Annotated in this window: 24 protein-coding genes; 16 read left to right on the forward strand and 8 right to left on the reverse strand. The window is 64.0% G+C overall.

What is annotated here, in order from left to right:
- The first annotated feature begins 12 nt into the window (after positions 1–12).
- From ACGYLI_RS15780 to ACGYLI_RS15795, 4 genes are read left to right on the forward strand one after another with little or no spacing between them, the layout of a single operon-like run.
- Entirely contained in the window at positions 13–948 is a 936-nt protein-coding gene (locus tag ACGYLI_RS15780; RefSeq protein WP_394419841.1) for a hypothetical protein, read from the forward strand.
- Positions 941–1,669: an allophanate hydrolase subunit 1 gene (locus ACGYLI_RS15785; protein ID WP_394419842.1), complete on the forward strand. Its 729-nt coding sequence runs from the start codon at positions 941–943 to the stop codon at positions 1,667–1,669. Before ACGYLI_RS15780 ends, ACGYLI_RS15785 begins: the two co-directional genes overlap by 8 nt.
- Positions 1,666–2,697 (forward strand): biotin-dependent carboxyltransferase family protein, encoded by a 1,032-nt coding sequence (locus tag ACGYLI_RS15790; RefSeq protein WP_394419843.1) that lies wholly within the window; start codon positions 1,666–1,668, stop codon positions 2,695–2,697. Before ACGYLI_RS15785 ends, ACGYLI_RS15790 begins: the two co-directional genes overlap by 4 nt.
- Positions 2,694–3,461 carry a LamB/YcsF family protein gene (locus ACGYLI_RS15795; RefSeq protein WP_394419844.1) on the forward strand — a complete coding sequence of 256 codons (768 nt, stop codon included), beginning with the start codon at positions 2,694–2,696 and terminating at the stop codon, positions 3,459–3,461. Before ACGYLI_RS15790 ends, ACGYLI_RS15795 begins: the two co-directional genes overlap by 4 nt.
- Here the strand turns inward: ACGYLI_RS15795 and ACGYLI_RS15800 are convergent.
- Entirely contained in the window at positions 3,458–4,327 is an 870-nt protein-coding gene (locus ACGYLI_RS15800; RefSeq protein ID WP_394419845.1) for a branched-chain amino acid aminotransferase, read from the reverse strand. The two genes, ACGYLI_RS15795 and ACGYLI_RS15800, sit on opposite strands and share 4 nt — an antisense overlap.
- A 171-nt stretch (positions 4,328–4,498) precedes the next feature.
- On the opposite strand from ACGYLI_RS15800, the gene ACGYLI_RS15805 reads away from it, so the two are divergent.
- The 5 genes from ACGYLI_RS15805 to dxs all read left to right on the forward strand — a co-directional run bounded on the left by ACGYLI_RS15805 (position 4,499) and on the right by dxs (position 8,921).
- Positions 4,499–5,011 carry a MarR family winged helix-turn-helix transcriptional regulator gene (locus ACGYLI_RS15805; RefSeq protein WP_394419846.1) on the forward strand — a complete coding sequence of 171 codons (513 nt, stop codon included), beginning with the start codon at positions 4,499–4,501 and terminating at the stop codon, positions 5,009–5,011.
- Positions 5,008–5,709, forward strand: a complete 702-nt coding sequence (locus ACGYLI_RS15810; RefSeq protein WP_394419847.1) for a response regulator — start codon at positions 5,008–5,010, stop codon at positions 5,707–5,709. Before ACGYLI_RS15805 ends, ACGYLI_RS15810 begins: the two co-directional genes overlap by 4 nt.
- A 109-nt stretch (positions 5,710–5,818) precedes the next feature.
- Positions 5,819–6,061, forward strand: coding sequence for an exodeoxyribonuclease VII small subunit (locus ACGYLI_RS15815; RefSeq protein WP_067264990.1), 243 nt, complete (start codon positions 5,819–5,821; stop codon positions 6,059–6,061).
- An 8-nt stretch (positions 6,062–6,069) separates the two neighbouring features.
- Positions 6,070–6,951 (forward strand): polyprenyl synthetase family protein, encoded by an 882-nt coding sequence (locus tag ACGYLI_RS15820; RefSeq protein WP_394419848.1) that lies wholly within the window; start codon positions 6,070–6,072, stop codon positions 6,949–6,951.
- 41 nt (positions 6,952–6,992) lie between these two features.
- Positions 6,993–8,921: a 1-deoxy-D-xylulose-5-phosphate synthase gene (gene dxs / locus ACGYLI_RS15825; protein ID WP_394419849.1), complete on the forward strand. Its 1,929-nt coding sequence runs from the start codon at positions 6,993–6,995 to the stop codon at positions 8,919–8,921.
- Here dxs and ACGYLI_RS15830 read toward each other — a convergent pair.
- The 5 genes from ACGYLI_RS15830 to ACGYLI_RS15850 form a co-directional block, all read right to left on the reverse strand.
- Positions 8,918–9,511: an exopolysaccharide biosynthesis protein gene (locus ACGYLI_RS15830; RefSeq protein WP_394419850.1), complete on the reverse strand. Its 594-nt coding sequence runs from the start codon at positions 9,509–9,511 to the stop codon at positions 8,918–8,920. The genes dxs and ACGYLI_RS15830 overlap by 4 nt on opposite strands.
- 26 nt (positions 9,512–9,537) lie before the next feature.
- Positions 9,538–10,392, reverse strand: a complete 855-nt coding sequence (locus tag ACGYLI_RS15835; RefSeq protein ID WP_394419851.1) for an SDR family oxidoreductase — start codon at positions 10,390–10,392, stop codon at positions 9,538–9,540.
- A gap of 143 nt (positions 10,393–10,535) precedes the next feature.
- Complete coding sequence (locus ACGYLI_RS15840; protein WP_394419852.1) at positions 10,536–12,419, reverse strand: polysaccharide biosynthesis protein; 1,884 nt, start codon at positions 12,417–12,419, stop codon at positions 10,536–10,538.
- 242 nt (positions 12,420–12,661) lie between these two features.
- Positions 12,662–13,273, reverse strand: a complete 612-nt coding sequence (locus tag ACGYLI_RS15845) for a sugar transferase (protein WP_394419853.1) — start codon at positions 13,271–13,273, stop codon at positions 12,662–12,664.
- Between the two features lie 10 nt (positions 13,274–13,283).
- Positions 13,284–14,189, reverse strand: coding sequence for an NAD-dependent epimerase/dehydratase family protein (locus tag ACGYLI_RS15850; protein WP_394419854.1), 906 nt, complete (start codon positions 14,187–14,189; stop codon positions 13,284–13,286).
- A 129-nt stretch (positions 14,190–14,318) separates the two neighbouring features.
- Here ACGYLI_RS15850 and ACGYLI_RS15855 point away from each other — a divergent pair, with 129 nt between their 5' ends.
- Positions 14,319–15,437 carry a polysaccharide biosynthesis/export family protein gene (locus ACGYLI_RS15855; RefSeq protein WP_394419855.1) on the forward strand — a complete coding sequence of 373 codons (1,119 nt, stop codon included), beginning with the start codon at positions 14,319–14,321 and terminating at the stop codon, positions 15,435–15,437.
- A 2-nt stretch (positions 15,438–15,439) separates the two neighbouring features.
- On the opposite strand, the gene ACGYLI_RS15860 is transcribed toward ACGYLI_RS15855, so the two are convergent.
- Entirely contained in the window at positions 15,440–16,684 is a 1,245-nt protein-coding gene (locus ACGYLI_RS15860) for a glycosyltransferase family 4 protein (protein ID WP_394419856.1), read from the reverse strand.
- 123 nt (positions 16,685–16,807) lie between these two features.
- On the opposite strand from ACGYLI_RS15860, the gene ade reads away from it, so the two are divergent.
- The 6 genes from ade to msrA all read left to right on the forward strand — a co-directional run bounded on the left by ade (position 16,808) and on the right by msrA (position 22,571).
- Positions 16,808–18,610 carry an adenine deaminase gene (gene ade, locus ACGYLI_RS15865; RefSeq protein ID WP_394419857.1) on the forward strand — a complete coding sequence of 601 codons (1,803 nt, stop codon included), beginning with the start codon at positions 16,808–16,810 and terminating at the stop codon, positions 18,608–18,610.
- Entirely contained in the window at positions 18,607–20,070 is a 1,464-nt protein-coding gene (locus ACGYLI_RS15870; protein ID WP_067262140.1) for an AMP nucleosidase, read from the forward strand. The genes ade and ACGYLI_RS15870 overlap by 4 nt, the downstream gene beginning before the upstream one ends.
- Before the next feature lie 127 nt (positions 20,071–20,197).
- A complete protein-coding gene (locus tag ACGYLI_RS15875) occupies positions 20,198–20,485 on the forward strand; it encodes an HU family DNA-binding protein (RefSeq protein ID WP_007118569.1) in 288 nt (95 codons plus the stop codon).
- A 180-nt stretch (positions 20,486–20,665) separates the two neighbouring features.
- Complete coding sequence (locus ACGYLI_RS15880) at positions 20,666–21,535, forward strand: DMT family transporter (RefSeq protein WP_168612445.1); 870 nt, start codon at positions 20,666–20,668, stop codon at positions 21,533–21,535.
- 80 nt (positions 21,536–21,615) lie between these two features.
- Positions 21,616–22,065: a peptide-methionine (R)-S-oxide reductase MsrB gene (msrB, locus tag ACGYLI_RS15885; RefSeq protein ID WP_067263849.1), complete on the forward strand. Its 450-nt coding sequence runs from the start codon at positions 21,616–21,618 to the stop codon at positions 22,063–22,065.
- Positions 22,062–22,571, forward strand: a complete 510-nt coding sequence (msrA, locus tag ACGYLI_RS15890; protein WP_394419858.1) for a peptide-methionine (S)-S-oxide reductase MsrA — start codon at positions 22,062–22,064, stop codon at positions 22,569–22,571. The genes msrB and msrA overlap by 4 nt, the downstream gene beginning before the upstream one ends.
- Positions 22,572–22,599: 28 nt before the next feature.
- Here the strand turns inward: msrA and ACGYLI_RS15895 are convergent, their stop codons facing one another.
- On the reverse strand, positions 22,600–24,606 hold the full coding sequence (locus tag ACGYLI_RS15895) for a hydantoinase/oxoprolinase N-terminal domain-containing protein (protein WP_394419859.1): 2,007 nt from the start codon (positions 24,604–24,606) through the stop codon (positions 22,600–22,602).
- Positions 24,607–24,614: the final 8 nt, after the last annotated feature.

The following is a 24,614-nucleotide window of genomic DNA, read 5'->3' on the forward strand; positions in this document are numbered from 1 at the left end:
CGGTGAAGGGCCATGCGCTATATGCTGAGACTGGCCTCGCGCCATGCGCGGGCCTGCCTGATCGTCGGGCTGCTGGCGGGGCTGGCCCTGCCCAGCCTTGCGGCGGCGCTGGCCGGGTGGCTGCCGCAGATGGTAGCGGCGCTGCTGACGATCACCGCGCTCAGGATCGGGCACCGCGCGGCCCTTGGCGCAGTGCGCGATCTCATCTGGGGGCTGGCCTCGGTGCTGGCCTTGCAGACGCTGCTGCCCCTGTTGCTGCTGGCGGGCTTCGTGCTGGCCGGGCTGGGGCAGACCCCTGCGGCATTGGCCGTGACGCTTGCCGCGGCGGCCCCGGCCCTGACCGGCAGCGTGAACCTCGCCCTGTTGATGCGGCTCGACGCGGGGCGGATGATGCAGCTCATGGTGCTGGGCACCGCTGCTTTTCCGCTGACCGTCCTGCCGGTGCTGGCGGCCTTACCGCAACTCGGCCCGGCCTCGGAAATCGCCCTCGCCGCCCTGCGGCTCTTGGCCGTGATCCTTGGCGCAACTGGGCTGGGCTTTGCCCTGCGCCACGTATTCCTGCCCCGGCCCACCCCGCGCCAGACCGAGGCGCTGGACGGCGCATCGGTGCTCGCCTTCTCGGTCATCGTGGTGGGGTTGATGGCGGCGCTGAACCCGGCGCTGCGCAGCGATCCATGGGCCGTGGCGGGCTGGACGCTGCTGGCCTTCGCCCTAAGCTATCTGTTGCAGGCGGGCACGTTGCTGCTGACCCGGCGTGGCCCGCTGCGCGCCGTGGCCGGACCACTGGCGATCGGCGCGGGCAACCGCAATATCGCGCTGTTTCTCGTGGCGCTGCCTGCGGATGTCGTCGCGCCGCTGATGATCTTTATCGGCTGCTGGCAACTGCCGATGTATCTGACCCCGGTGCTGCTGCCACGCCTTTACGAAAGGATGCTTCGCAATGAATGACTGGCCCCGCATCCGCAGTGTCGGCCTCTCTGGCCTATTGGTCACCTTTGCCGAGAAGATGTCCGAACCCGCCAACCGCGCCGCCCTCGCCTTTCGCGCGGCGGTAGAGGAACAGGACTGGCCCGAGGTGAGCGAGACGAGCACCTCGCTGGTGTCGACCTTCGTGCAATTCGAGGTCTCCCAAGAGGCCATCACCACGATGACCGACCGCCTGCGCGGACTGCTCGAAACCCGCGACTGGTTCGCCGAAACCCTCCCCGCCGGGCGCAGCCTGTGGCATGTGCCCACGGTCTATGGCACCGATCTGGCCCCGCAGTTGGAGGAGGCCGCCGAGGCCGCTGGTCTCGACCCCGACGCGGCCATTGCGGAACTGTCGCAGGCGCGGGTGCGGGTGCTGACCATCGGCTTCGCGCCCGGCCAGCCCTACATGGGCGAACTGCCCCCGCATTGGGACATCCCGCGCCAGCAGGGGCTGACGAAATCGGTGCCACCGGGGTCGCTCGTCGTAGCGATCCGGCAGTTGATCATCTTCACCAATGCCTCCCCCACCGGCTGGCGGCACATCGGCCAGACCGCTTTTCGCACCTTCCGCCCGGGCAGCGACATGCCCTTTCCGCTGTCGCCGGGTGATGAGTTGATCTTTCCGTCGATCACCCGGCAAGAGTTCGACCGCATCGCCGACGACCCCTCCGGCGGTGCCGAGCGGGAGGCGCTGACATGAGCGGCACGCTGACCATCCTTCAAGCCGGTCCGGCCATGACCATCCAAGATCTTGGTCGCCCCGGCTATCGCGCCGTTGGCCTAACCCATGGCGGCGCGGCGGACCCGACCGCCCTGCACGAAGGGGCCGCCCTGCTGGGGCAAGATCCCGACAGCGCCGCGCTTGAGATGGCCGGGAGCGGCGGCAGTTTCGAGGTCGATCAGGACACCCGCATCGCCCTGACCGGGGCGCAGATGCAGGTTAGCATTGACGGCGAGCCGGTCGCGTGGAACGCCAGCCACCTCCTACCCGCCGGGGCGAAGCTGACCATCGGCGGCGCGCGGGACGGGGCCTATGGCTACCTCCATGTCGGCGGCGGGTTTGACGTGGCGCCGGTGATGAACGCGCGCGCCAGCCATCTGGCCGCTGGCATCGGCGCGCTGCTGCAAAGTGGTGAGACCCTGCCACTGGGGGGCGATAAGGGTGGCGAGACGAACCTCACTTTCCCGCGCGACAGCCGGTTCGGGGCAGAGAAGGTGCGCATCGTGGCCTCCATGCAGACCGATGCCTTCGACGAGGCAACCCGCCAGCGGTTCACCGAAACGACCTTTCGCCGTGATCCGCGCGCCAACCGGATGGGCGCACGGATGGATCATGACGGCGAAGGTTTCGCCACCGGCGGGCAGTTGACCATCGTGTCCGAAGTCATCACCCCCGGCGACATCCAGATCACCGGCGACGGCGCGCCCTTCGTGCTGATGTGCGAATGCCAGACCACCGGCGGCTACCCCCGCATCGGCACGGTGATCCCCTGCGACCTGCCGATCGTGGCGCAGGCCCGGCCGGGCGCTGCGCTGCAATTCGCGTTCGTCGACCTCGACGAGGCGCTGGCCGCCGAGACGCGCCACCGCGCCGACCTCGCTGCCCTGCCCAAGCGCCGCCAGCCGCTGTTGCGCGACCCGGCGCGCATCCGCGACCTCTTGGGCTATCAACTGATCTCCGGCGTGGTTTCCGCCATGGCCGATCCCTTCGAGAAGGAGAGCACATGACAACCGTCGATCTCAACGCCGACATGGGCGAAAGCTTTGGTCCTTGGAAAATGGGCGACGACGCGGCGCTTCTGCGCGTCGTGACCTCGGCCAATATCGCCTGTGGCGGGCATGCGGGCGACGCCGATGTCATGGCGGCTACGATGCGCATGGCCCATGAAAACGGCGTCGGCATCGGCGCGCATCCGGGGTTCATGGACCTCGCCGGTTTTGGCCGCAACCGCCTCTCTGTGCCGCGTGGCACCTTGCAGAACCAGATCCGCTATCAGGTCGCCGCGAGCGTCGGCATGGCGCGCAGCATCGGCACGCAAGTGCGGCACCTGAAGCTGCACGGCGCGCTGGCGAATATGGCGTCGGAGGATGAGGAACTGGCCCGCGACCTTTATGAGGCGGCGCTGAGCGTGGCGCCCGACCTCATCGTCATGGTCCTTGCTGCCACGGCGCAGGAACGGGCGGTGCGCTCACTGGGCTGCAAATGGGCCGGGGAGATTTTCGCCGACCGCGCCTATAACGACGACGCGACGCTGGTCGACCGCAGCAAGCCCGGCGCGGTGATCCATGACGCGGAAACGGCAGCGGCGCGGATGGTCGAGATGGTCAAGGCAGGCGCGATCATCACCGAGAGCGGCAAGCACATCCCAACACGGATCGACACGATCTGCCTGCATGGCGACACCGCAGAGGCCGTTCAAATCGCAACCGCCGTCCGCAAGGGTTTGCAGGACGGCGGCGTGACTTTGGCAAAGTTCAGCGGCAGCATTTAGCTGCGCACCAGCTTTTCATAGTCCAAGGCGATCTCACGGGTCAGCGCGCCGACCTCAAAGTTCCAGTCGCCGATCTGACCCACCGGGGTCACTTCGGCGGCGGTGCCGGTCAGCCAGCACTGCTCGAAACCTTCCAGTTCCTCGGGCATGATGTGGCGCTCGTGGACCTTGATGTTTTTCTCGCGCAGCATGTCGATCACGGTCTGCCGGGTGATGCCGTTGAGGAAGCAATCGGGCGTCGGCGTGTGCACTTCGCCATCCTTGACGAAGAAGATATTCGCGCCTGTCGCCTCGGCCACATAGCCGCGGTAGTCATACATCATCGCGTCCGAGCAGCCCTTCGCCTCGGCCGCATGTTTGGACATGGTGCAGATCATATAGAGACCCGCCGCTTTGGCATGGCTCGGGATCGTCTCGGGCGAGGGGCGCTTCCATTTGGAGATGTCGAGCTTGGCGCCCTTCATCTTGGCGTCACCGTAATAGGCACCCCATTCCCATGCCGCGATGGCCATGCGGACCGGGTTGCGGGCCGAGGCGACACCCATGTCTTCGCCCACACCACGCCAAGCGACCGCACGCACATAGGCGTCTTGCAGGCCAGAGGCGGCGAGGACTTCGGCCTTGGCCGCTTCGATCTGATCAATCGTGTAGGGGATTTCGAAGTCGATCATCTCAGCCGAGCGCTTGAGCCGCTCGGAATGCTCCCGGCTTTTGAAGATCTTGCCGTTATAGGCGCGCTCGCCCTCGAACACCGAAGACGCATAGTGCATCGCATGGGTCAGGATGTGGACATTGGCCTCGCGCCAATCCACCATTTCGCCATCCATCCAGATGTGCCCATCCCGGTTGTCATATCCGCCTGCCATGGTGTTTCCCCTCCAAATGACGCGCTATCTTTTCAAAAATTGCGCAACAATCGGCAGATGCAGACATTTAATTGCGCAAAACACGAGATTCGATAGCCTTTCACTATTGGAATGTCAACAACGCTGACGTAAACTGATACCCAACAGGCCCGAGAGAGAATGAGACATACTATGGCTGACGGGCGCATGATGGCCCCTAGCAGCGGCGACAGCCTGCTGTTTTTGACGGACGAACAACTGCGGCAGGGGATCGAGGCGATGTTCTTTGCCTATCGCGGTTTCACTGCCGATCCCGACCGGATTCTGGCCGATATGGCCTATGGCCGCGCGCATCACCGCGCCATCCACTTCATCAACCGCGCCCCCGGTACGACGGTGAACAACCTGCTCAATATCCTTGGGGTCACGAAACAATCGCTCAACCGTGTCTTGCGCACGCTGATCGCCGATGGTCTGGTGCAGAGCAAGGTTGGCCGCAATGACAAGCGCGAGCGGCATCTGTTCCTGACCAACGAGGGTCGCAAGCTGGAACAGGAGCTATCGGACGCTCAGCGCGCGCGCATGCGGTTGGCCTTTCGCACCGCCGGACCCGAAGCCGTGGCCGGTTTCAGAACGGTATTGGAGGCCATGATGGACCCCGAAATGCGCCAAAGCTTTGACCGGCTGCGCGAAAGCGCCCCATGAACGATCTCGACCCGCACCTGCTGGTCGTCGACGACGATGAGCGGATTCGCAGCCTGTTGAAGAAGTTCCTGATGCGGAACGGCTTTCTGGTCAGCACGGCCCGCGATGCGGCCCATGCGCGGCGGGTGCTGGCGGGGTTGGAGTTCGACCTCATCGTGCTTGACGTGATGATGCCCGGCGAAGACGGCATGGCCCTGACCCGCGCTTTGCGCGAAACCCTGCAAACGCCGATCCTGTTGCTGACCGCCAAGGGCGAGACCGACAACCGCATCGAAGGGTTGGAGGCCGGGGCGGATGACTATCTGCCCAAACCCTTTGAGCCGAAAGAACTGCTGCTGCGCATTAATGCCATCCTGCGGCGGATGCCCGACACAAGCGCCGCCGACACCGCGCCAAAAGTGCTGTCGCTCGGCGTGATCCGCTATGACATGGAGCGGGGTGAGATGTGGCAGGGCGACGATCTGGTGCGCCTTACCGCGACCGAAGTGCAGCTGATGAAGATCTTCGCCGCCCAGCCCGGTGTCGTGCTCAGCCGTGCCAAATTGGTCGAGGAATTGGGCCGCGACCGGGGGCAAGCGCAGGAACGCGCGGTCGATGTTCAAATCACCCGCCTGCGCCGCAAGATCGAGAGCGATCCGAAACAGCCGCAATACCTGCAAACCGTGCGCGGCGCGGGCTATATGCTGGCCCCGGACTGACCCCGCCCCGCCTGCCGAAACGGGCCGGTAAAATTCATCACGCAAGCCCGCTGGCAATGCGCGGCGCGAAGTTCTATTGTCGCGCGAAATTCCGAAAACGAGGCGCGCAATGTCCGACACACCCGTAGAAGAGATGAACTTTGAGACCGCCATGGCCGAGCTTGAGAAAGTCTTGGGCCAGCTTGAAAACGGCAATGTCGCATTGGACGAAAGCATCGCGCTTTACGAACGCGGGGCCAAGCTTAAGGCGCGCTGCGAGACCAAGCTGAAAGAAGCTGAAGAGAAGGTCGCCGCGATCACGCTTGACGGCGATGGCAACCCGAATGGGCTGAAACCCGTCGAAGGGCTTTGACCGCCCCCATGCAAGAGACCACCCCCCGTCCCTTGGCAGAGGCGCTCACCCATGCCCGCGATCTGGCGCAAGCGCAGATCGACGCCGCACTCGGCGCGCATGACGGCCCGGTGGCCGAGGCGATGCGCTATGCCTGCGGCGGCGGCAAGGGGCTGCGCGGCTTTCTGGTGGTCGAATCCGCCCGGCTGCATGGCATCGCCCCCGGCATGGCCGCCCCGGCAGCGGCAGCCATCGAGGCACTGCACGCCTATTCGCTGGTGCATGACGACCTGCCCTGCATGGATGACGACGATCTGCGCCGGGGCCAGCCCACAGTGCACCGCAAATGGGATGAGGCCACTGCCGTTCTGGCCGGTGACGCGCTGCAAACGCTGGCCTTTGAACTCCTTGGTCAAGCGCCCTGCCCTGCAGAGGCGCGTCTGACCTTGATGACCAGCCTAGCCCAAGCGGCAGGCGTCGGTGGCATGGTCGGCGGTCAGGCATTGGACATTGCCGCCGAAACCGCCCCCGCGCCGCTGTCGCTGGCCGAGATCACGGCGCTTCAGGCAGGCAAGACCGGTGCCTTGATCGAATGGTCCGCCATGGCCGGGCCACGGATGGCCGGTGCCGATGCCACCGCCCTCGGCGCTTACGCCAAACACCTCGGCCTCGCCTTTCAGATCGCCGATGACATCCTCGATGTCGAAGGCGACGCCGAAACGGTGGGCAAGGCGGTCGGCAAGGACGACGCGGCGGGCAAGGCCACTTTCGTGTCCCACCTTGGGCTGGCCGGGGCCAAGACCCGCGCCGCCGAATTGGTGGACATCGCCTGCGACGCCCTATCTGAATATGGACCAGAGGCGCAGAGCTTGCGAGCCGCTGCCGCCTTCGTTATTGCCCGCGACAGCTAGCCGGGCGGCACATGCGCCAATGCGGCACCAGAGAGGCCCCGATGAGTGACAAACCCGCCACACCCCTGCTTGATCAGGTCACCCGCCCTGCGGACCTGAAACACCTGTCCGATGCCGAACTGACCCAAGTCGCGCGCGAACTGCGGGCCGAGACGATCTCGGCCGTGTCGGAAACCGGCGGGCATCTCGGCGCGGGGCTTGGCGTGGTGGAATTGACCGTGGCGCTGCACGCGGTCTTCGACACGCCGCGCGACAAGATCATCTGGGACGTCAGCCACCAGTGCTACCCGCATAAGATCCTGACCGAACGCCGCGACCGCATCCGCAGCCTGCGCATGAAAGACGGGCTCTCGGGATTCACCAAACGCAGCGAATCCCCCTACGATCCCTTTGGCGCGGCGCATAGCTCGACCTCGATCTCAGCCGCGCTCGGCTTTGCCGTGGGCCGCGATCTGGGCGGTGTGATCCCCGAAGGACTGGGCGATGCGATCGCCGTGATCGGCGACGGCGCGATGAGCGCGGGCATGGCCTATGAGGCGCTGAACAACGCGGGCGATCTGAAGAAACGCCTGATCGTCATCCTCAACGACAACGAGATGTCCATCGCCCCGCCCGTCGGCGCGATGTCGAGCTACCTGAGCCGCCTCTACGCCGAAGCGCCGTTTCAGGACTTCAAAGCCGCCGCCAAAGGCGCGGTGAGCCTGCTGCCCGAGCCCTTCCGCGAGGGGGCCAAACGGGCCAAGGATATGCTCAAAGGCATGGCCGTGGGCGGCACGCTGTTTGAGAACCTCGGGTTTTCCTACCTCGGGCCGATCAACGGGCATGACATGGACCAGTTGCTGCCGGTGCTGCGCACCGTTCATCAACGCGCGACCGGGCCGATCCTGATCCACATCCAGACGCAAAAGGGCAAGGGCTATGGCCCCGCCGAAGCCGCGCGGGATCGCGGCCATGCCACGGCCAAGTTCAACGTGGTGACGGGCGAGCAAAAGAAAGCCCCCTCCAACGCGCCGAGCTACACCCGCGTTTTCGCTGACGGCCTGCTGGCCGAGGCCGCCGAGGACGACAAGATCTGCGCCGTGACCGCCGCCATGCCCGATGGCACCGGCCTCGACCTTTTCGCCGAACGCTACCCCAGCCGCTGCTTCGACGTAGGCATCGCCGAGCAGCATGGCGTGACCTTCTGCGCGGGTCTCGCCGCGGCGGGGATGAAACCCTTCTGCGCGATGTATTCCACCTTCCTCCAACGCGGCTACGACCAAGTCGTGCATGATGTGGCAATCCAGCGCCTGCCGGTGCGTTTCGCCATCGACCGCGCGGGGCTCGTGGGCGCCGACGGGCCGACCCATGCGGGCGCCTTCGACGTGGCCTTCCTCGCCAACCTGCCGGGTTTCGTGGTCATGGCCGCCGCCGATGAGGCCGAGTTGCGCCATATGGTCGCCACAGCCGCCGCCCATGACGACGGCCCCATCGCCTTCCGCTATCCGCGCGGCGAAGGGCGCGGGGTTGAGATGCCAGAGCGTGGCACCCCGCTGGAAATCGGCAAGGGCCGGATGATCCAAGAGGGCAGCAAGGTCGCGCTTTTGTCCTTCGGCACGCGTTTGGAAGAGGTCGAGAAGGCCGCCGAACAGCTTCGAGCCAACGGCATCACCCCCACCATCGCCGATGCCCGCTTCGCCAAGCCGCTGGACCGTGCGATGATCCTCAAGCTCGCCCATGACCACGAGGCGCTGATCACCATCGAAGAGGGCGCCGTGGGCGGTTTCGGCAGCCATGTCGCACAGCTGCTGGCGGATGAGGCGGTGTTCGACAAGGGGCTCAGATTCCGCTCCATGGTGCTGCCCGATACCTTCATCGATCAGGCCAGCCCGGCGGATATGTATGCCGTGGCGGGGATGAACGCCGAACAGATCGCTGCCAAGGTGCTCGAAGTGCTGGGGATCGGCGACTTGGACGCGCAGCGCGCCTAACTGGCGGCGGTCAGCACCAGCAGGCCGCCCGCGACCAAGGTGATCACGACACAGACATAGCCCAAAAGCACGAAAAGCCCGTCGCGGGTGAACAGCCCAAACACCAAGAGGGCAACGGTGCCCGCCCCCAGCGATGACATCATCGGCAGCACCTCCATAAAGGGCCAGCCGAGCGGGATGATCGTGACCACCACCAGTGTGATGAACCGCATCGGCCCGGTGGTGAGAAACTGAAGGCGCGGCTTGCAACGCCCGTCGACGAAAGCGCAAGGGCGGCGCAGAAAGCGCACGCAGCCGCTCAACCGATGGCCCGCCACCTCGCGCCGCAACAGAAATCGCGGCATCCATAGCCTGCGCCGCCCGGTCACCGCCTGCACGGCCAGCAGGATGATCGTCACCGCCGCAAGGGTCGAAACGCCGGGAATGCCCGACAAGGGTGAGACCAGCAGCAAGGCAACGATCAGGATCAGAGGGGTGATCGAACGGTCACCGATCTCATGCAGCACGTCGTTGATCGACACCGTCTCCTTCTCTGCCGCGCGCTCCATGCTATCCAGCAAATGGGCCAACGTGTGTTCGTCTTGACGCATTCAGTGCCTCTGGCGGTGCCTCGGATTCAGTCTTCCGCCTCCAGCAGCGCGGCCAGACCAGAGCGGTAATCGGGATAGATCGGTTGCCAGCCCAACGCCGCCTTGGCGTGATCGTTCCGGACCTTCTTGCTCTCCGCGTAAAAGCTGCGGGCCATGGGGGTCATCTCGGCCTTGTCGAAGTCCACCGCCGGGGGCAAGGGCAGGCTCAAAAGCGCGGCGGCATGGCCGATCACATCCTGCGGCGGTGCCGGATCATCATCGCAGAGGTTATAGATCTCCCCCGGCTGCGGTTTGGCCAGCGACAGGTCCAAGGCTTGGGCGATATCCTCCACATGAATGCGCGAAAAGACCTGCCCGGGCTTGATGATGCGCCGCGCCGTGCCTTTGCGCACCTTGGCGAATGGTCCGCGCCCGGGGCCGTAAATGCCCGCGAGCCGGAAAATATGCAGCGGCAGGCCGGGGATCGCACTCCATGCCGCCTCGGCCTGCACCCGTGCCGCGCCGCGCCGGGTGGAGGGGGTGAGCGGTGTCGTCTCATCCACCCAATCGCCCCCATGGTCGCCGTAAACACCGGTGGTCGACAGATAGCCGACCCACCGCAAATGGGGGGCCGCTGCGGTGATTTCATCCTGCAGATCCAGCAGAACCGGATCCCCCTCCGGCCCCGGCCCGGCAGAGACCAATAGGTTGGGCACCTCTTGCAAAAGCGAAGACAGATCGCTGCCGGGCCAAAGCATCGGCTCCACCCCCGTCGCGGCGATCTCATCCAGTTTTTCGCGGCTGCGGGTCGTGCCGATGATGCGCCAGCCCTGCGGGAGCAACCGAGCCGCCAAGGCCCGCGCGCTATAGCCATGGCCAAGGGAAAGAAGCGTTTTATCCATACCGCCAAAGTGGCCCGCTTGGGCCGCGATCACAAGCGGCAAGCGGTGGATTTACTCTTTCAGGAGGTCGATCCGCTGCGATCATTAGAACCTGCGCGATTAACCCCGGCGCTCCGTTGGTAGCGCGCCTACCATGCACTTCGCTAAGAGGACTTTCGCAACGCCTCAGGCGGGGCGAACCCCTCAACCCAACGGTAGACCACTTGACGCGCCAGCGCTTCGTCATTCGCCACCAGCGCCTCACGCAGGTCTCGCAGGGCCGAGGCGATTTCGAGTTCGTGCAGCCCGTTTTCCCGCGCGGAATAGATTTTGGGATGGGCCGTATTGATCAGCAGACCGCTCAACGTGAGCTCTTCGGTCATCTTTTCGCCGGGGCGCAGACCGGTGATCTCAATCTCGATATCGCCATCGGGGTTGTCTTCGTCCCGCACGGTGTAGCCGGCGGCCTCGATCACCTGCCGGGCCAGTTTGAGGATCGGCACAGGTTTGCCCATGTCCAGAACAAAGACCTCGCCCCCTTGGGCCAGCGATCCGGCCTGTAGGACCAAGCGCACGGCCTCTTCGACCGTCATGAAGTAGCGCGCCACCCCGCGGTCCGTCACCGTCAACGGGCCTCCGCGGCTGACCTGCTCTTGGAACAGTGGCACGACCGACCCGGAGGACCCCAGAACATTGCCGAAGCGGACCATGGAGAAGATGACACCGCCCGGGCCGCCATATTTGCGCTCCATATCCTGAATTACGAGTTCGGCAAGCCGCTTGGACCCGCCCATGATGTTGGTCGGGCGCACGGCCTTGTCGGTGGATACGAGGATGAAACGCTCCACCCCCGCCCGGGCAGCCTGTTCGGCCAAAGCATGGGTGCCGAGGACATTGTTCACCAGCCCCGACAACGGGTTCGCCTCGACCAAGGGCACATGTTTATAGGCCGCGGCATGGAGGACCACATTGACCCCGTGTTGCGACAGCACTTTGCGCAGCTGCCGGGTATCCGTCACTGTCCCCAAGACCGAGACGATCTCGATATCGCTGCCCTCGGCCAACTGGCGGATCTCCATGTCGGCGTTATAGAGGGCCAGTTCGCTCAACTCGAAAAGCACCAGTTTGGTGGGACGACAAAGCAACACTTGGCGGCACAGTTCCGACCCGATGGAGCCCCCTGCACCCGAGACGAAAACCACTTTACCCGCATAGCTCTCGCTCCCTTCGTTGATCAAAGGGGTGACCTCATCCCGGTTCAAAAAGCGGCTCGGAGAGACGGGGGAGAGCTTGTCGACCAAAGCCTCCTCCCCGATCAGCTGCGCGAAGGAGGGGAGGGTCTGCACCTCAAGACCCAACTTTTCCAACCGCCGGGCGATCTGGGCCTGTTTGGGGGTGCTGAGCGAAGGCACGGCAAGCAACACGCGGTCGATCTGCTTTTCGACGGTAAGTTCAGCGATGCCCCGTGGAGAATAGACCGGCAGCTTCGAGACGTTGAGCCCCTGAAGCGCGATATTGTCATCAACAAAAGCAATCGGTTCGATCGTTTCATGGCCGCGCAGGGCCGAAACCAGTTGCGTCCCCGTGGTGCCTGCGCCGTAGATCAAAACGCGGCACCGCGCGTCGCCCGTCCGGTAGATTTGCAACACGATATGCAACAAGATGACCCGCGACAGCACCACCAGAGAGAAAAAGATCGCCCCGAACATCACATGTACGCCGATTGGGAAATCCAGTCCCAGAAGGGTCGCGCCCAGCAGAGATACGGCCGCAAGGATAGTCCCGAGTATTGCGGTGCTTCCGACCGCTGCGGTCTCGTAGGCGTTGAGTTGTGTTGTGCAAACCCCCAAGCGGATCGACACGATGATACCGACGATCAGGGTGAGAGGTAGCGTGAGGGCGTAGCTGAAAAAGGCATCGAGGAAGGGTTCAGGCAATCCGCGCACCGCCAGCGCGAGGATGGCAGCCAGCAGGATCAAACAGGAATCGAGCGTCAGCATGATTACGCGCTTTTGCCGCTTGGTCAGCGACTTGATAATGCTCAACATGCGCCGCTCCCCTGTTTACGGCTGTATTCGAGAATGCACTGCGTTCCCCACCTGCGCACTACCATCTTCTGTCCTTGGCGCCGATGCACCACACTAAGGGGGAAAACGGCCAAACGCGCATAATACATCGCCATCCGAATCTACAATTGCTTAAATATGCAGCAAACAATGCCACGCTTTGGTTAACAAAACCAATTCTTAACACATGTGCTCAGCGGCGTCTCGCCCGACGACTGAAAACGTTAACCACGGCTGAAGAAGTTCTGGACGGTTTGCAGCATCAGGGCAAAGTCAAAACAGATGCTTTGATGGCGCTGATAGATCAGGTCAAGCTGCGCCTTGCGCGGGACGCAGGTGCGACAATAGACACGATCGGTCTCTGCCGCGGTCTCGCAGCGTGACAGCAGCCGTTCTTCATGTTTGTGAAAGCGGATCGTGGCCAGACCGGTCACGCCGGGCCGGGATTTCAGGACGTCGGCATAGACCTCGGGGAAACGCTCAACATATTCGCGCAGCGGCGGGCGGGGGCCGACAAAGCTCAGATCTCCGCGCAGGATGTTCAACAGCTGGGGAAACTCATCCAAGCGACGCGCCCTGAGCCATGCGCCCGTGGGGGTGATGCGCGCGGCCTTGTTGCCGCCCGATACGCCCTGATCCTCTTCTGCCACGGTCATTGTGCGCAGTTTCCAGAGCTTGAAACTCTCTTCCGGCGTTTTCATCCGCTCGGCCACATGGAAAAGTGGCCGCCCCTCTTTGACCAGCAGCCAGACCAGCAAGCCCAGCAGGATCGGCCCCAAGATGACAACGAGAAGGCTGGCGAAGAACAGATCGAAAATGCGCTTGCGCCAAGTCATTGATGGGTCTTCATCGTTTGTTCATATCCTGCTGCCATTCATGCACCAAACCGGCGGGCGTTTGAGTTTCTGGCGTGAAATCGACGTGGCGTTCAAGTGCATTCGTATCCAGCCGCACCTCGGGAATGGCAGCGGCAGGGGCGGGTTTGGGCTGCCACGACAGCCCCGCCGCATCCAGCAACGCGCCCATTTCCACCGCGCCGGGGGCCGCGATGTTCAGAATGGGCGGCAGTTTGTCTGCTCGGCAGAGCGCGTACAGCACCCGCGCCAAGGTCACCGGCCCGATGTAACTGCGGCTTGGCGTGCGGCCATCGGGGAAGCGATCAATCTGCATGCCCGGCCGCCAACCGCCGAGGATCGCATCCGCCCCCGCTACGTTGCCGATCCGTAGCGCAGTGACTTCGGTCTCGCCGCTCGCCTCTTGCACCGCCTTTTCCATCGCAAGCTTCTGCCTGCCGTAATCCGACAGCGGAGCGCAGGACAGGTCCTCTTGCAGCGGGCCGTCCTCTGCACCGTAGACCGCCGCCGATGAGGCGACGAGAAGCCGCGGGACCCCCGCCGTCTCTGCCAGTTTCAACGCAGCTAAGGCGAGGGTCGCATTGTCTTCCAAAGCGGCATCACAAGCACCCGCGCGGGCCGGTGTCACACCCGCCAAAGAGATGATCGCCCTTGCCCCACGCGCGGCTGCGAGGGCCGCATCGCTTGGGCTCTGTTCTGCACTTGGCAAATCGAAATCATAAAAACCGGGGCACGGTGCCCGCGAATGGCTGCGCAGCGCCTCCGGCTCTGGCCAATGGCGGCGCAGCATGCCGCCCAGCCGCCCCGTCGCGCCAAGCAAAAGCACATCGCCAGATGCCAACCCCCTGCCCGAAGCCGCATTGCCCATTGAAATCATTGACGCCATAGGTTCAGTCATTATCCTGCCGAATTAGAATTGTAATCATAGGCCGTGCAGGCAGTATCCTGCGAGACCCGTTATTTTACATTAGACATTGATCAAATACCCCGGTTTGCCGGTAAAACATTCGGAAGCGATGCGCATCTTATGAAGCACCTCAGCAAGCTGTTCCTCTCGATCCTGCTGGCATCTTCTCTCGCGGCCTGCGCAAACCTTCCGCGCGGTGCCGCCATTCAGAAAGAGGTGACACGGGCGGCGGAGACGCCGGATGCGGATATCGCTGTCTATCCGGTGACCCATGCCTTTCTGCCCCATGTCGCCCAATGGCCCCGTACCGATAGTAAGCGCCATAGTTGGATCGGCGCCAGCCGGGGGTCAAATGCCCAAGTCATCCGCCCCGGCGATCGGCTGGACCTTTTGGTCTGGGACAGCGGCGATAACTCCTTGCTGACCTCCCCGGCTCAACAAGTCGCCACCCTGCCCGGCATTCGCGTCTCGGAAAGCGGGACCATCTTCATGCCCTATATCGGCAAGATCAAAGTCTCTGGCCGCACGCCAGATTCGGCCCGTCAATTGCTTCAACGGCAGCTTGAGGGGATCGTGCCTTCCGCACAGGTGCAACTGGCGATGACCGAAGGACGCGGCAATTCGGTGGACCTCGTGGGCGGGGTGAACAAGCCCGGCAACATCCTGATGCCGGACAACAACTTCACCGTTCTCGCTGCAATCTCAGCTGGCGGCGGCGTGCTCTCCGGTATCGAAAACCCGCAGGTCAAACTGCTGCGCGGCGCCAATATCTATACCACCTCGATCGACCGGCTTTATGAGAACCCAAGCCTCGACACCCGGCTGATAGGGGGCGACAAGCTGATCATCGAAAATGACCGCCGCTACTTCCTGTCGCTGGGTGCCGCCGGGCGCGAGGCACAGTTTCCCTTCAACCGCGACGAAGTCTCGGCGCTGGACGCATTGGCGATCATCGGCGGGGTGAACGAATCCCGCGCCGATCCCGAAGGCATCCTGATCCTGCGCGAATACCCCGCCAGCGCGGTGAGTGCGGGCGTGCGCGGCCCGCGCCGCACGCGGGTGGTGTTCACGCTGGACCTGACCACATCCGACGGGCTGTTCTCGGCGCGGAATTTCCACATTCAATCCGGCGATCTGGTGCTCGCGACGGAAAGCCCGCTGTCGGACACCCGCACCATTCTGGGTCTTGTCGGATCGGTCTTCGGACTGGTGAATACCGCCGGAAACCTCAGCAACTGACCCTAGCCGATCCGCTTGCCCTCGGGCACCAATGCGTTGATCTGCGCGAGGTGTTCGGGCAGGCAGCGGGTCAGGAAATCATAATTCTCGACCACATGGGCCCGCGCCGCCGGGCCGAGATGGGCGTGATCCTGCGGATGGGCGAGCACCTCTACCACCTGCGCTGCCAGCGCATCGGGGTCGAAGAAATCCACCAACAGGCCGGTTTCACCATGGGTCACGGCCTCGCGCACCGGGGCCACATCAGAGGCGACGATCGTGGCCTGCATCGACATGGCCTCGAGCAGGGACCAAGACAGCACGAAGGGCATCGTCAGATAGATGTGGCAGCGGCTGATCTGCACCAGCTTCTTGAAGTCGGGATAGGGCACTTTGCCCACGAAATGCACGCGATCCCAATCGACCCTATCCTTCAACTCCGCCGCCATCTCTCCGCGCAGACCGCCGGGATGATCGCTCTGCTTGCCGTAGGAGACCTCATTGCCGCCGACGATCACCACCCGGGCATGGGGCCGCTCGGCCAAGATACGCGGCAGGGCGCGCATCATCGTGTGAAAGCCGCGCGTCTTTTCCAGATTGCGCGCGACATAGGTGATGATCTCATCCTCGCGCGTCACGGGCCGCGCCAAACGCCCCAGACGCAGGCTCACATCCGGGTCGGGCAAAAGCTGATCGGTGCGGATGCCGTCGTGACAGACATAGAGCTTGCGGTGAAAGCTCTCGGGAAAACGGTCGCGCTGCCAATAGGTCGGGCAATGGCCCAGATCGACGGTTTCGATATTGGCCAGCGGTACGATGTTGCGGGCATGGTTGAGGTAGGGCGCATGGGCCGAGATTTTCTCGGCTGGGTCGAAGCCCACCATCCCGCCGGTCATGTTATAGTAATACTCGAAATAACCAATGATCGGCACATCCGGCCAAAGCTGTTTGAAGAAACTCAACTCCCCCCAGCCGACGTGGCCGATGATGATGTCGGGGCGAAACCCCTCTCGCGTTTCGATCTGCTGGGCGGCGTTGACGGCGCCGAACCCATTGCCTGAGGCTTCCTCCCAAATGCGCGAGAGACCATAGGCCTTCTCGTCCGGTCGGTGATGGGGGCGGTAGACACGGGTTTCGACCCCCGGCAGCTGCGGCGCATTCTGACGTTGGGTCAGAAAATAAATGCGATGCCCGCCCGCCTGCGCCAGCCATTGTATCAATTCCCGGTATTGGCCGGGCATGTTCTGGTGCACAAAGAGAAAATTCATATAATCGTTCCGTAAATTCCTTGCGCGCCAGTTAGCCGCAAGCGGCGCGCTCTGGCAACATCGCGCGCCCTTTCCGATGGCGTGATCGCTTGAACCTCCCCCGGCCCTATGTCACCTTTGGACATGACAGATAAAACGTTCCCCTCTTGGCCCGATGTGGCCGCGCAATTGGTCGAGGTCGCCGCCGGACGGCGCGCGGCCGACACGATCATCACCGGCGGCATTTGGGTCAATGTGCACACCCGCGAATGCCTGCCCGACCATGACATCGCCATCGCCGCCGGGCGCATCGCCTTTGTCGGTCCCGACGCCAGCCATTGCCGGGGCGAGAGCACGCGTATCATTGAGGCCAAAGGTCGCCACATGGCGCCCGGCCTTTGCGACGGACATATGCATATCGAGAGCACGATGCTCACCCCCGCCGAGTTCGCCCGCGCGGTGATCCCGCATGGCACGACCTCGGCCTTCACCGACCCGCATGAGATCGCCAATGTGCTGGGTCTCGACGGCGTGCGCATGATGCATGACGAGGCGCTGATGCAGTCCATCAACATCTTCACGCAGATGCCCTCCTGCGCGCCCTCCGCCCCGGGGCTTGAGACCACGGGTTTTGAGATCACCGCCGAGGACGTGGCCGAGGCGATGACATGGCCCGGCATTGTCGGTCTGGGGGAGATGATGAACTTTCCGGGTGTCAGCAATGCCGATCCGCAGATGCTGGCTGAGATCGCGGCCACGCAACGCGCGAACAAGACCGTGGGCGGGCATTACGCCTCGCCCGACCTTGGCCCCGCCTTCGCCGCCTATGTGGCCGGTGGCCCGGCGGACGATCACGAAGGCACCTGCGAGGCCGACGCGGTGGCGCGGATGCGGCAGGGCATGCGCTCGATGATCCGGCTCGGCAGCGCGTGGTACGACGTGAAGACCCAGATCACCGCGATCACCGAGAAGGGGCTCGACCCGCGCAACATGATCCTCTGCACCGATGACAGCCACTCGGGCACGATCACCAACGAGGGCCACATGAACCGCGTGCTGCGCCATGCCATCGACTGCGGCTGCGACCCGCTGGTGGCGCTGCAGATGGCGACGCTGAACACCGCCACGCATTTCGGGCTGGAACGCGAAATCGGCTCGCTCACCCCCGGACGCCGCGCCGATGTGATCCTGACCTCGGACCTTGTGTCCTTCCCGGTGGAGATGGTGATTGCCCGTGGTGAGGTCGTGGCTGAGGGCGGCAAATGCATCGTCGACTGCCCGCACTACGATTGGCCCGGCAGCGCCCGGAACACGGTAAACATGGCACGCGACCTCGCGGCGGCGGACTTCGACATTCCCGCCCCCGAGGGCGCCAATGCCGTCACCGCCAATGTCATCGGCGTGGTCGAGAACCAAGCCCCGACCCGGGCGCTGAAGTTCGAACTGCCGGTGACCGAAGGCCGCGTGCAGGGCACCGGCGAGGTCTGCCAAATCGCGCTGGTCGAGCGCCACCGCGCCACCGGCACGGTGACCAATGCCTTCGTCTCGGGCTTCGGCTACGAGGGGCGCATGGCGATGGCCTCGACCGTGGCGCATGACAGCCACCATATGATCGTCGTCGGCACCGATGCCGAGGAGATGGCCCGCGCGGCCAACCGTCTGCGTGAGGTGGGCGGTGGCATCACCATCTTCCGCGAGGGCGAGGAGATGGCGCTGGTCGCCCTGCCGATCGCCGGGCTGATGTCCGACCGTCCCGCCGCTGAGGTCGCCGCCGATGCCGAAGCCCTCGTTCAGGCGATGATCGACTGTGGCTGCAAGCTGAACAACGCCTATATGCAGCATTCGCTCTTGGCCCTTGTGGTGATCCCCGAACTGCGGATCTCGGACCTTGGGCTGGTCGATGTGCAGAAATTTGAAATCATACCTTTGTTAGAGCCGCAAACATGACAACGATCCTGACCCCGGACACCCCGAACCCGGAAAGCTTCCGCGATGCGACCGCTGCCGTGGACCGTCTGACCGAACTCTATCAGCAAGCCACCACCTTCCTGCGGGAGTCTTTTGCCAAGGCGATGGAGAGCTCGGCCCCCGATGCCCGCGTCCGCGCCTTTTACCCTGAGCTGCGGTTTCGCACCTCCTCCTATGCGCATGTGGATACGCGGCTGTCTTTCGGGCATGTCTCCTCTCCCGGCACCTTTGCCGCGACGATCACCCGGCCCGATCTGTTTCGGAACTACCTGATCCAGCAAATCGGCCTGTTGATCGAAAACCACGACCAGCCGGTGATTGTCGGCCCTTCGACCACGCCGATCCCGGTGCATTTCGCCATGTCCGGCGACAACGCGCTGAACGTGCCGCAGGAGGGGGCGGCGGACTTCACCCTGCGCGATGTCTTTGACGTGCCGGATCTGTCGACCACCAATGACGATATCGTCAATGGCACCTATGTGCCTGAGGATGACGTGCGCCCGCTGGCGCCCTTCACCGCGCAGCGGGTCGATTACTCCCTCGCGCGGCTGGCGCATTACACGGCCACGGATCCTGAGCATTTCCAGACCCATGTGCTGTTCACAAACTACCAGTTCTATGTGACGGAGTTCGAGCAATACGCCCGCGAGATGCTGCGCGACCCGGAAAGCGGCTATACCGCCTTCGTCTCGACCGGCAATGCCGAGATCACCGACCCCGATGCGCCCTTGGCCGAGACGCTGAAGACGCCGCAAATGCCGACCTATCACCTCAAGCGGGCGGATGGGTCGGGCATCACGCTGGTCAACATCGGCGTCGGGCCTTCCAACGCCAAGACCGCAACCGACCATATCGCCGTGCTGCGCCCCCATGCCTGGCTGATGGTCGGCCACTGCGCCGGTCTGCGCAACACGCAGGCTTTGGGTGATTTCGTGCTGGCGCATGGGTACCTGCGCGAGGATCACGTTCTCGACGACGACCTGCCGGTCTGGGTGCCGATCCCGGCGCTGGCCGAGATCCAGATCGCGCTGGAGCAATCGGTCGCGCAGGTCACCCAGCTTGAGGGCTATGAGCTGAAACGCATCATGCGCACCGGCACCGTCGCCACCATCGACAACCGCAATTGGGAGCTGCGCGACCAGTCCGGCCCGGTGCAACGGCTGAGCCAGTCCCGCGCCGTGGCGCTGGATATGGAAAGCGCCACCATCGCCGCCAATGGCTATCGCTTCCGGGTGCCCTATGGCACGTTGCTATGCGTGTCGGACAAACCGCTGCATGGGGAGTTGAAACTGCCCGGCATGGCCTCGGACTTCTACAAAACCCAAGTCGCCCGCCATCTGATGATCGGCATCCGCGCCATGGAGTTGCTGCGCCGCATGCCGCTGGAGCGGATCCACAGCCGGAAACTTCGATCCTTCGACGAAACAGCGTTCCTATAGGGCTGGAAACAGCGGAAAATCGCATGTTTTCGCGTTTATAGCGCCACAATTCGTTGTGTTATCCCACAACATACCGTTACATTCCGGCCATGAGGCCCTAAAAAGCGGGCAGTCTAAGGAGAATAAAATGGCAAAACCGATGACCAAGACCCAGCTCGTTGCTGCTCTGGCAGAAGAGATGGACACCGACAAGAAATCCGCAGGCGCAGCGCTCGACGCCGTTTGCAACCTGATCACCCGTGAAGTGTCCGCCGGCGGTGCCGTGACCCTGCCGGGCGTGGGCAAAATCTATTGCCGTGAGCGCCCCGAGCGGATGGTCCGCAACCCCGCCACTGGCGAACAGTTCAAGAAAGACGCCGACAAAGTGGTCAAGATGACCATCGCGAAGGCACTGAAGGACAGCGTGAACGAGTAAGCCTTGGGATGAGCGTTTACGAAAGGGTCGTCTTCGGGCGGCCCTTTTTTGTTGGGGGATTGATGGAGGGCCATCGCCTACGGCTTGATTCCGGGCCGGGTGGCATATCCCACCAAACCCACCTTGCCCTCCCCCCACAAACCCGCCATTCCTTAGCAAGTTCAGCACAGGGGGCATTTCATGGACATCCGCGCAATTCTCATGGGGCTGGCCTTTGCCGTGATGTGGTCCTCGGCCTTCACCTCAGCCCGCATCATCGTGATGGACGCCTCGCCCCTGCTGGCCCTTTCCCTGCGCTACCTGATCTCTGGCCTGATCGGCGTCGGCATTGCGCTGGCCTTGGGACAAAGCTGGCGGCTCACCCCCGCGCAATGGCGGGCGACGATCATCTTCGGCGTGCTGCAAAACGCGGTCTACCTCGGCCTTAACTTCATCGCCATGCAGACCATCGAGGCGTCCCTCGCCGCGATCATCGCCTCGACCATGCCGCTGCTCGTCGGCTTTGCCGCTTGGGCCTTCTTGGGTGAAAAACTGCGCCCTCTAGGCATCGCCGGGCTGTTTGCCGGTGTCATCGGCGTCGCCATCATCATGGGCGCGCGCTTGGGCGGGCAAGTAGACCTCTATGGCCTCATCCTTTGCGCCATCGGCGTTGTGGCCCTCACCGCCGCCACCCTGCTGGTGCGCGGCGCGACCTCGGGCGGCAACTTCCTGATGGTCGTGGGCCTGCAAATGCTCGTCGGTTGCGTGGCCCTCTCCATCGCCACCGCGCTGTTCGAAACGCCCCGGATCGACCCCAGCCTGCGCCTGACGCTCGCCTTCGCCTATACCTGCCTCGTGCCCGGCCTTGCCGCCACTGTGGTCTGGTTCTGGCTGGTCAACCGCATCGGCGCCACGCGGGCGGCGACCTTTCACTTCCTCAACCCCTTCTTCGGCGTGGCCATCGCAGCGCTGCTGCTGGGCGAAACGCTGGGGCCGCGCGACATCCTTGGCGTTGCGATCATCGCGGGCGGCATCCTCGCCGTCCAAGTCTCGCGCCAGCGCAGGGCATAACGCCAGTGTGAGGCGCCCCCCCCTTTGAATTTCACCGCCACACCCCATCTAATAGGCCAAGCCCATGAACGGAGGACGCCATGCCCCAATACGAGAAAACCAACGCCGCAATTGACGCGCTGAGCCCCGAAGAATTCCACGTCACCCAACGCAGCGGCACCGAACGCCCCGGCACCGGCAAATACCTCGACAACAAGGAACCGGGCATCTACGTCGACATCGTTTCGGGCGAGCCGCTCTTTGCCTCCTCCGACAAATACGAAAGCGGCTGCGGCTGGCCGAGCTTCACCAAACCGATCGAGCCTGCCTACGTTGAAGAGTTGGAAGACGCCTCGCTCGGCATGGTTCGCACGGAAGTGCGCAGCAAACATGGAGACAGCCACCTTGGCCACGTCTTCCCCGATGGCCCGCCCGACCGGGGCGGGCTGCGCTATTGCATCAATTCCGCCTCCCTGCGCTTCATCCACCGTGACGACATGGAAGCCGAAGGCTATGGCGAATATCTCAACCAAGTGGAGAATGTGACATGACAACCGAACGCGCAGTATTGGCCGGGGGCTGCTTCTGGGGCATGCAGGACCTGATCCGCCGCCGCCCCGGCGTGGTCTCGACCCGCGTCGGCTATACCGGCGGCGACGTGCCTAATGCGACCTACCGCAACCACGGCACCCATGCCGAGGGGATCGAGATCACCTACGACCCCGCGAAGACCTCCTACCGCGAGTTGCTGGAATTCTTCTTTCAGATTCACGACCCGACCACGGTGAACCGTCAGGGCAACGACATCGGGATGAGCTACCGTTCGGCGATCTACTATGTGAACGACGAACAGAAAGCCGTGGCCGAAGACACCATCGCCGATGTCGAAGCCTCTGGCCTCTGGCCCGGCAAAGTGGTGACCGAGGTTGAGCCGGTGGGCGACTTCTGGGAGGCCGAGCCCGAGCATCAGGATTATCTGGAGCGGCTGCCGAACGGCTACACCTGCCACTTCCCGCGCGCCGATTGGGTGCTGCCCAAGCGCAACGCCGCAGAATGAACCGCGGCCCCCGGCCCCGCGCCGGGGGTTAGCCCACCGCCACCCGGGGGCGGCCCGAGGCTTCGACGGTCAGCGCGGCTTCGACAAAAACCTCTCGCCCCTCGACATCCGCCAGACGGATATCCCGTGTCACATGGCATTCGATTTCCGCCGCCCCGGCTGCGAATGCGCGGGCGCGGGCGGCTTCGGTCAAAGCGCGCTCCCCATGGGCCAAGGCCCGTTCAGCGGTCGGAAAATCCTGCGGGCCATTGGCGAGGTGGAGGCGAAACACCCCCTCTTTCGGAACGGTGATGGTCGCGCTTTCGCGCATGATGACCCGGCCCACCACTGCGCCTATGGCATTGGCGACATGGGCGTATTTGGGCAAGATCATCTCACTGCCCAGCCTTTTGCCCACTGGCGGGTAGTAGGTCGCCGCCGAGGCGCCCAATCCCACGACAGGTAAGTTCAGCCCCGCATCGATCCGCAGCACGCCGCGATGGCCCGACAGGCCGCGCTGCATCAACACATGGCGCGCCAAGACCTCTGGCGGCAGGTCGAAACCGGGGGGTTCCTCGGCGAATGCCGTCTCTAACAGGGCCAAAGTCGTCTGTTCGGTCAAACGGTCGAGGATGATCTGGGCGAGGTCATCAGGATCGGCGCAGAACCGCAGCCCCGAACCGCCGCGCTTGCGCCCGAACAGGGTCAGCGCCTTGTGCGCGGCATCGGCATCCCATGCGCAAAGATGCCCTGCCACATGGCTCGCATCCGTAGGCGTCACCCCCGCCAGTTGCACCAGCCCGCGTGCCACCAACCGCGCCAAAGCGCTTTGATCGACCCGATTGCGCAGCACATCCCCCAAGGGCCAGACATCCCTGCCGATCCGCTCCAACAGCGCCATGTCGCGCGGGGCTAAACCTTCGGCCCCCTGCCCCTCTACGGCGCGGACAAAGCGGCCATCATGCTCCGCCACGACGCTCCGCCGCAGTTGCGCGTCCAAAGCGTTATGCACCACCTCCGGCGCGTCGACCGCGATGAGAGAGATCGGCAGCAGGCGCTTCGGCCCAAGGGTCACGCCCGCGGTTAGACCCTGAGACGTGAAATGCACCTCGCTGTCGCCGCCCAGCCCGTGGGTGCGCATCGCGACCGCCTCGACCATGGTTCGATAGGGACCGACCTGCGCGCCTGCCGGGTCAATCGCTGGGCGACCGTCGCGCAATAGGGCCACATCGGTCGTCGTGCCGCCGATATCAGACACCAGCGCCGTCTCTGCCCCGGTCAACCAGCGCGCGCCCACCAGCGATGCCGCAGGGCCGCTGAGGATGGTCTCGATGGGCCGTTCGCGGGCCTGCGCGCTCGACATCAGGGCGCCATCACCGCGCACCACCATCAACGGCGCGTGGATACCCAGATGGCGCAATTGATCCTCTGCGTGCCCAATCAGCCGGTCGATCATGCCGATCAACCGCGCATTCAGCAGCGCCGTAAGCGCCCGTTTCGGCCCGTTCAGCTTGGCTGAGAGACTGTGAGAGGCCGAGACCGGACGCCCCGTGACCTCTGCCACCAGTTCCGCGACCCGCTGCTCATGCGCGGGGTTGCGCGTGGCGAATTGGCTGGCCACGGCAAAGCCGCTGACCTCGGCCTTATGTGTCTCTAAAAAGGCGATCAGGGCCGGTTCGTCCAGCGGCGCCACCTCTGCCCCCGCGTGATCATGCCCGCCGGAGAGCAGCAGACAAGGGTCCCCCCGCAGCGCCTCCGACAGCCCATGCGCCTCAAGGTCAGCCGCGCGAAACCCGACATAGATCAACGCCACGCGTCCCCCCTGCCCCTCGACCAGCGCATTGGTCGCCAAGGTGGTGGAGAGGGAGGCCATGCCAATCTCTTCCGCCGCCACGCCGGACTGTGCCAAAACCGCGCTGACCGCATTGCCCACGCCCACGGCCAGATCGGCGCGGGTGGTCAGCGCCTTGGCGGTGGCGATCACCTCTGTCTCATCGCGGATCAGCACCGCATCCGTATAGGTGCCGCCCGTGTCGACGCCCAATAACACCGCCATGGGCGTGC

This window comes from Sulfitobacter sp. 1A13421 (assembly GCF_043557285.1).
Classification (GTDB): domain Bacteria; phylum Pseudomonadota; class Alphaproteobacteria; order Rhodobacterales; family Rhodobacteraceae; genus Sulfitobacter; species Sulfitobacter faviae.

Coding starts and splice junctions, on each gene's coding strand:
- ACGYLI_RS15810 (WP_394419847.1), top strand. CDS start 5,008: ATGAACGATCTCGACCCGCACCTGCTGGTCGTCGACGACGATGAGCGG.
- ACGYLI_RS15875 (WP_007118569.1), top strand. CDS start 20,198: ATGGCAAAACCGATGACCAAGACCCAGCTCGTTGCTGCTCTGGCAGAA.
- ACGYLI_RS15780 (WP_394419841.1), top strand. CDS start 13: ATGCGCTATATGCTGAGACTGGCCTCGCGCCATGCGCGGGCCTGCCTG.
- ACGYLI_RS15795 (WP_394419844.1), top strand. CDS start 2,694: ATGACAACCGTCGATCTCAACGCCGACATGGGCGAAAGCTTTGGTCCT.
- msrA (WP_394419858.1), top strand. CDS start 22,062: ATGACAACCGAACGCGCAGTATTGGCCGGGGGCTGCTTCTGGGGCATG.
- ACGYLI_RS15830 (WP_394419850.1), bottom strand. CDS start 9,511: ATGCGTCAAGACGAACACACGTTGGCCCATTTGCTGGATAGCATGGAG.
- dxs (WP_394419849.1), top strand. CDS start 6,993: ATGAGTGACAAACCCGCCACACCCCTGCTTGATCAGGTCACCCGCCCT.
- ACGYLI_RS15860 (WP_394419856.1), bottom strand. CDS start 16,684: ATGAATTTTCTCTTTGTGCACCAGAACATGCCCGGCCAATACCGGGAA.
- ACGYLI_RS15880 (WP_168612445.1), top strand. CDS start 20,666: ATGGACATCCGCGCAATTCTCATGGGGCTGGCCTTTGCCGTGATGTGG.
- ACGYLI_RS15845 (WP_394419853.1), bottom strand. CDS start 13,273: ATGACTTGGCGCAAGCGCATTTTCGATCTGTTCTTCGCCAGCCTTCTC.
- ACGYLI_RS15840 (WP_394419852.1), bottom strand. CDS start 12,419: ATGTTGAGCATTATCAAGTCGCTGACCAAGCGGCAAAAGCGCGTAATC.
- ACGYLI_RS15835 (WP_394419851.1), bottom strand. CDS start 10,392: ATGGATAAAACGCTTCTTTCCCTTGGCCATGGCTATAGCGCGCGGGCC.
- ACGYLI_RS15790 (WP_394419843.1), top strand. CDS start 1,666: ATGAGCGGCACGCTGACCATCCTTCAAGCCGGTCCGGCCATGACCATC.
- ACGYLI_RS15805 (WP_394419846.1), top strand. CDS start 4,499: ATGGCTGACGGGCGCATGATGGCCCCTAGCAGCGGCGACAGCCTGCTG.
- msrB (WP_067263849.1), top strand. CDS start 21,616: ATGCCCCAATACGAGAAAACCAACGCCGCAATTGACGCGCTGAGCCCC.
- ade (WP_394419857.1), top strand. CDS start 16,808: ATGACAGATAAAACGTTCCCCTCTTGGCCCGATGTGGCCGCGCAATTG.
- ACGYLI_RS15855 (WP_394419855.1), top strand. CDS start 14,319: ATGAAGCACCTCAGCAAGCTGTTCCTCTCGATCCTGCTGGCATCTTCT.
- ACGYLI_RS15895 (WP_394419859.1), bottom strand. CDS start 24,606: ATGGCGGTGTTATTGGGCGTCGACACGGGCGGCACCTATACGGATGCG.
- ACGYLI_RS15820 (WP_394419848.1), top strand. CDS start 6,070: ATGCAAGAGACCACCCCCCGTCCCTTGGCAGAGGCGCTCACCCATGCC.
- ACGYLI_RS15850 (WP_394419854.1), bottom strand. CDS start 14,189: ATGACTGAACCTATGGCGTCAATGATTTCAATGGGCAATGCGGCTTCG.
- ACGYLI_RS15800 (WP_394419845.1), bottom strand. CDS start 4,327: ATGGCAGGCGGATATGACAACCGGGATGGGCACATCTGGATGGATGGC.
- ACGYLI_RS15785 (WP_394419842.1), top strand. CDS start 941: ATGAATGACTGGCCCCGCATCCGCAGTGTCGGCCTCTCTGGCCTATTG.
- ACGYLI_RS15815 (WP_067264990.1), top strand. CDS start 5,819: ATGTCCGACACACCCGTAGAAGAGATGAACTTTGAGACCGCCATGGCC.
- ACGYLI_RS15870 (WP_067262140.1), top strand. CDS start 18,607: ATGACAACGATCCTGACCCCGGACACCCCGAACCCGGAAAGCTTCCGC.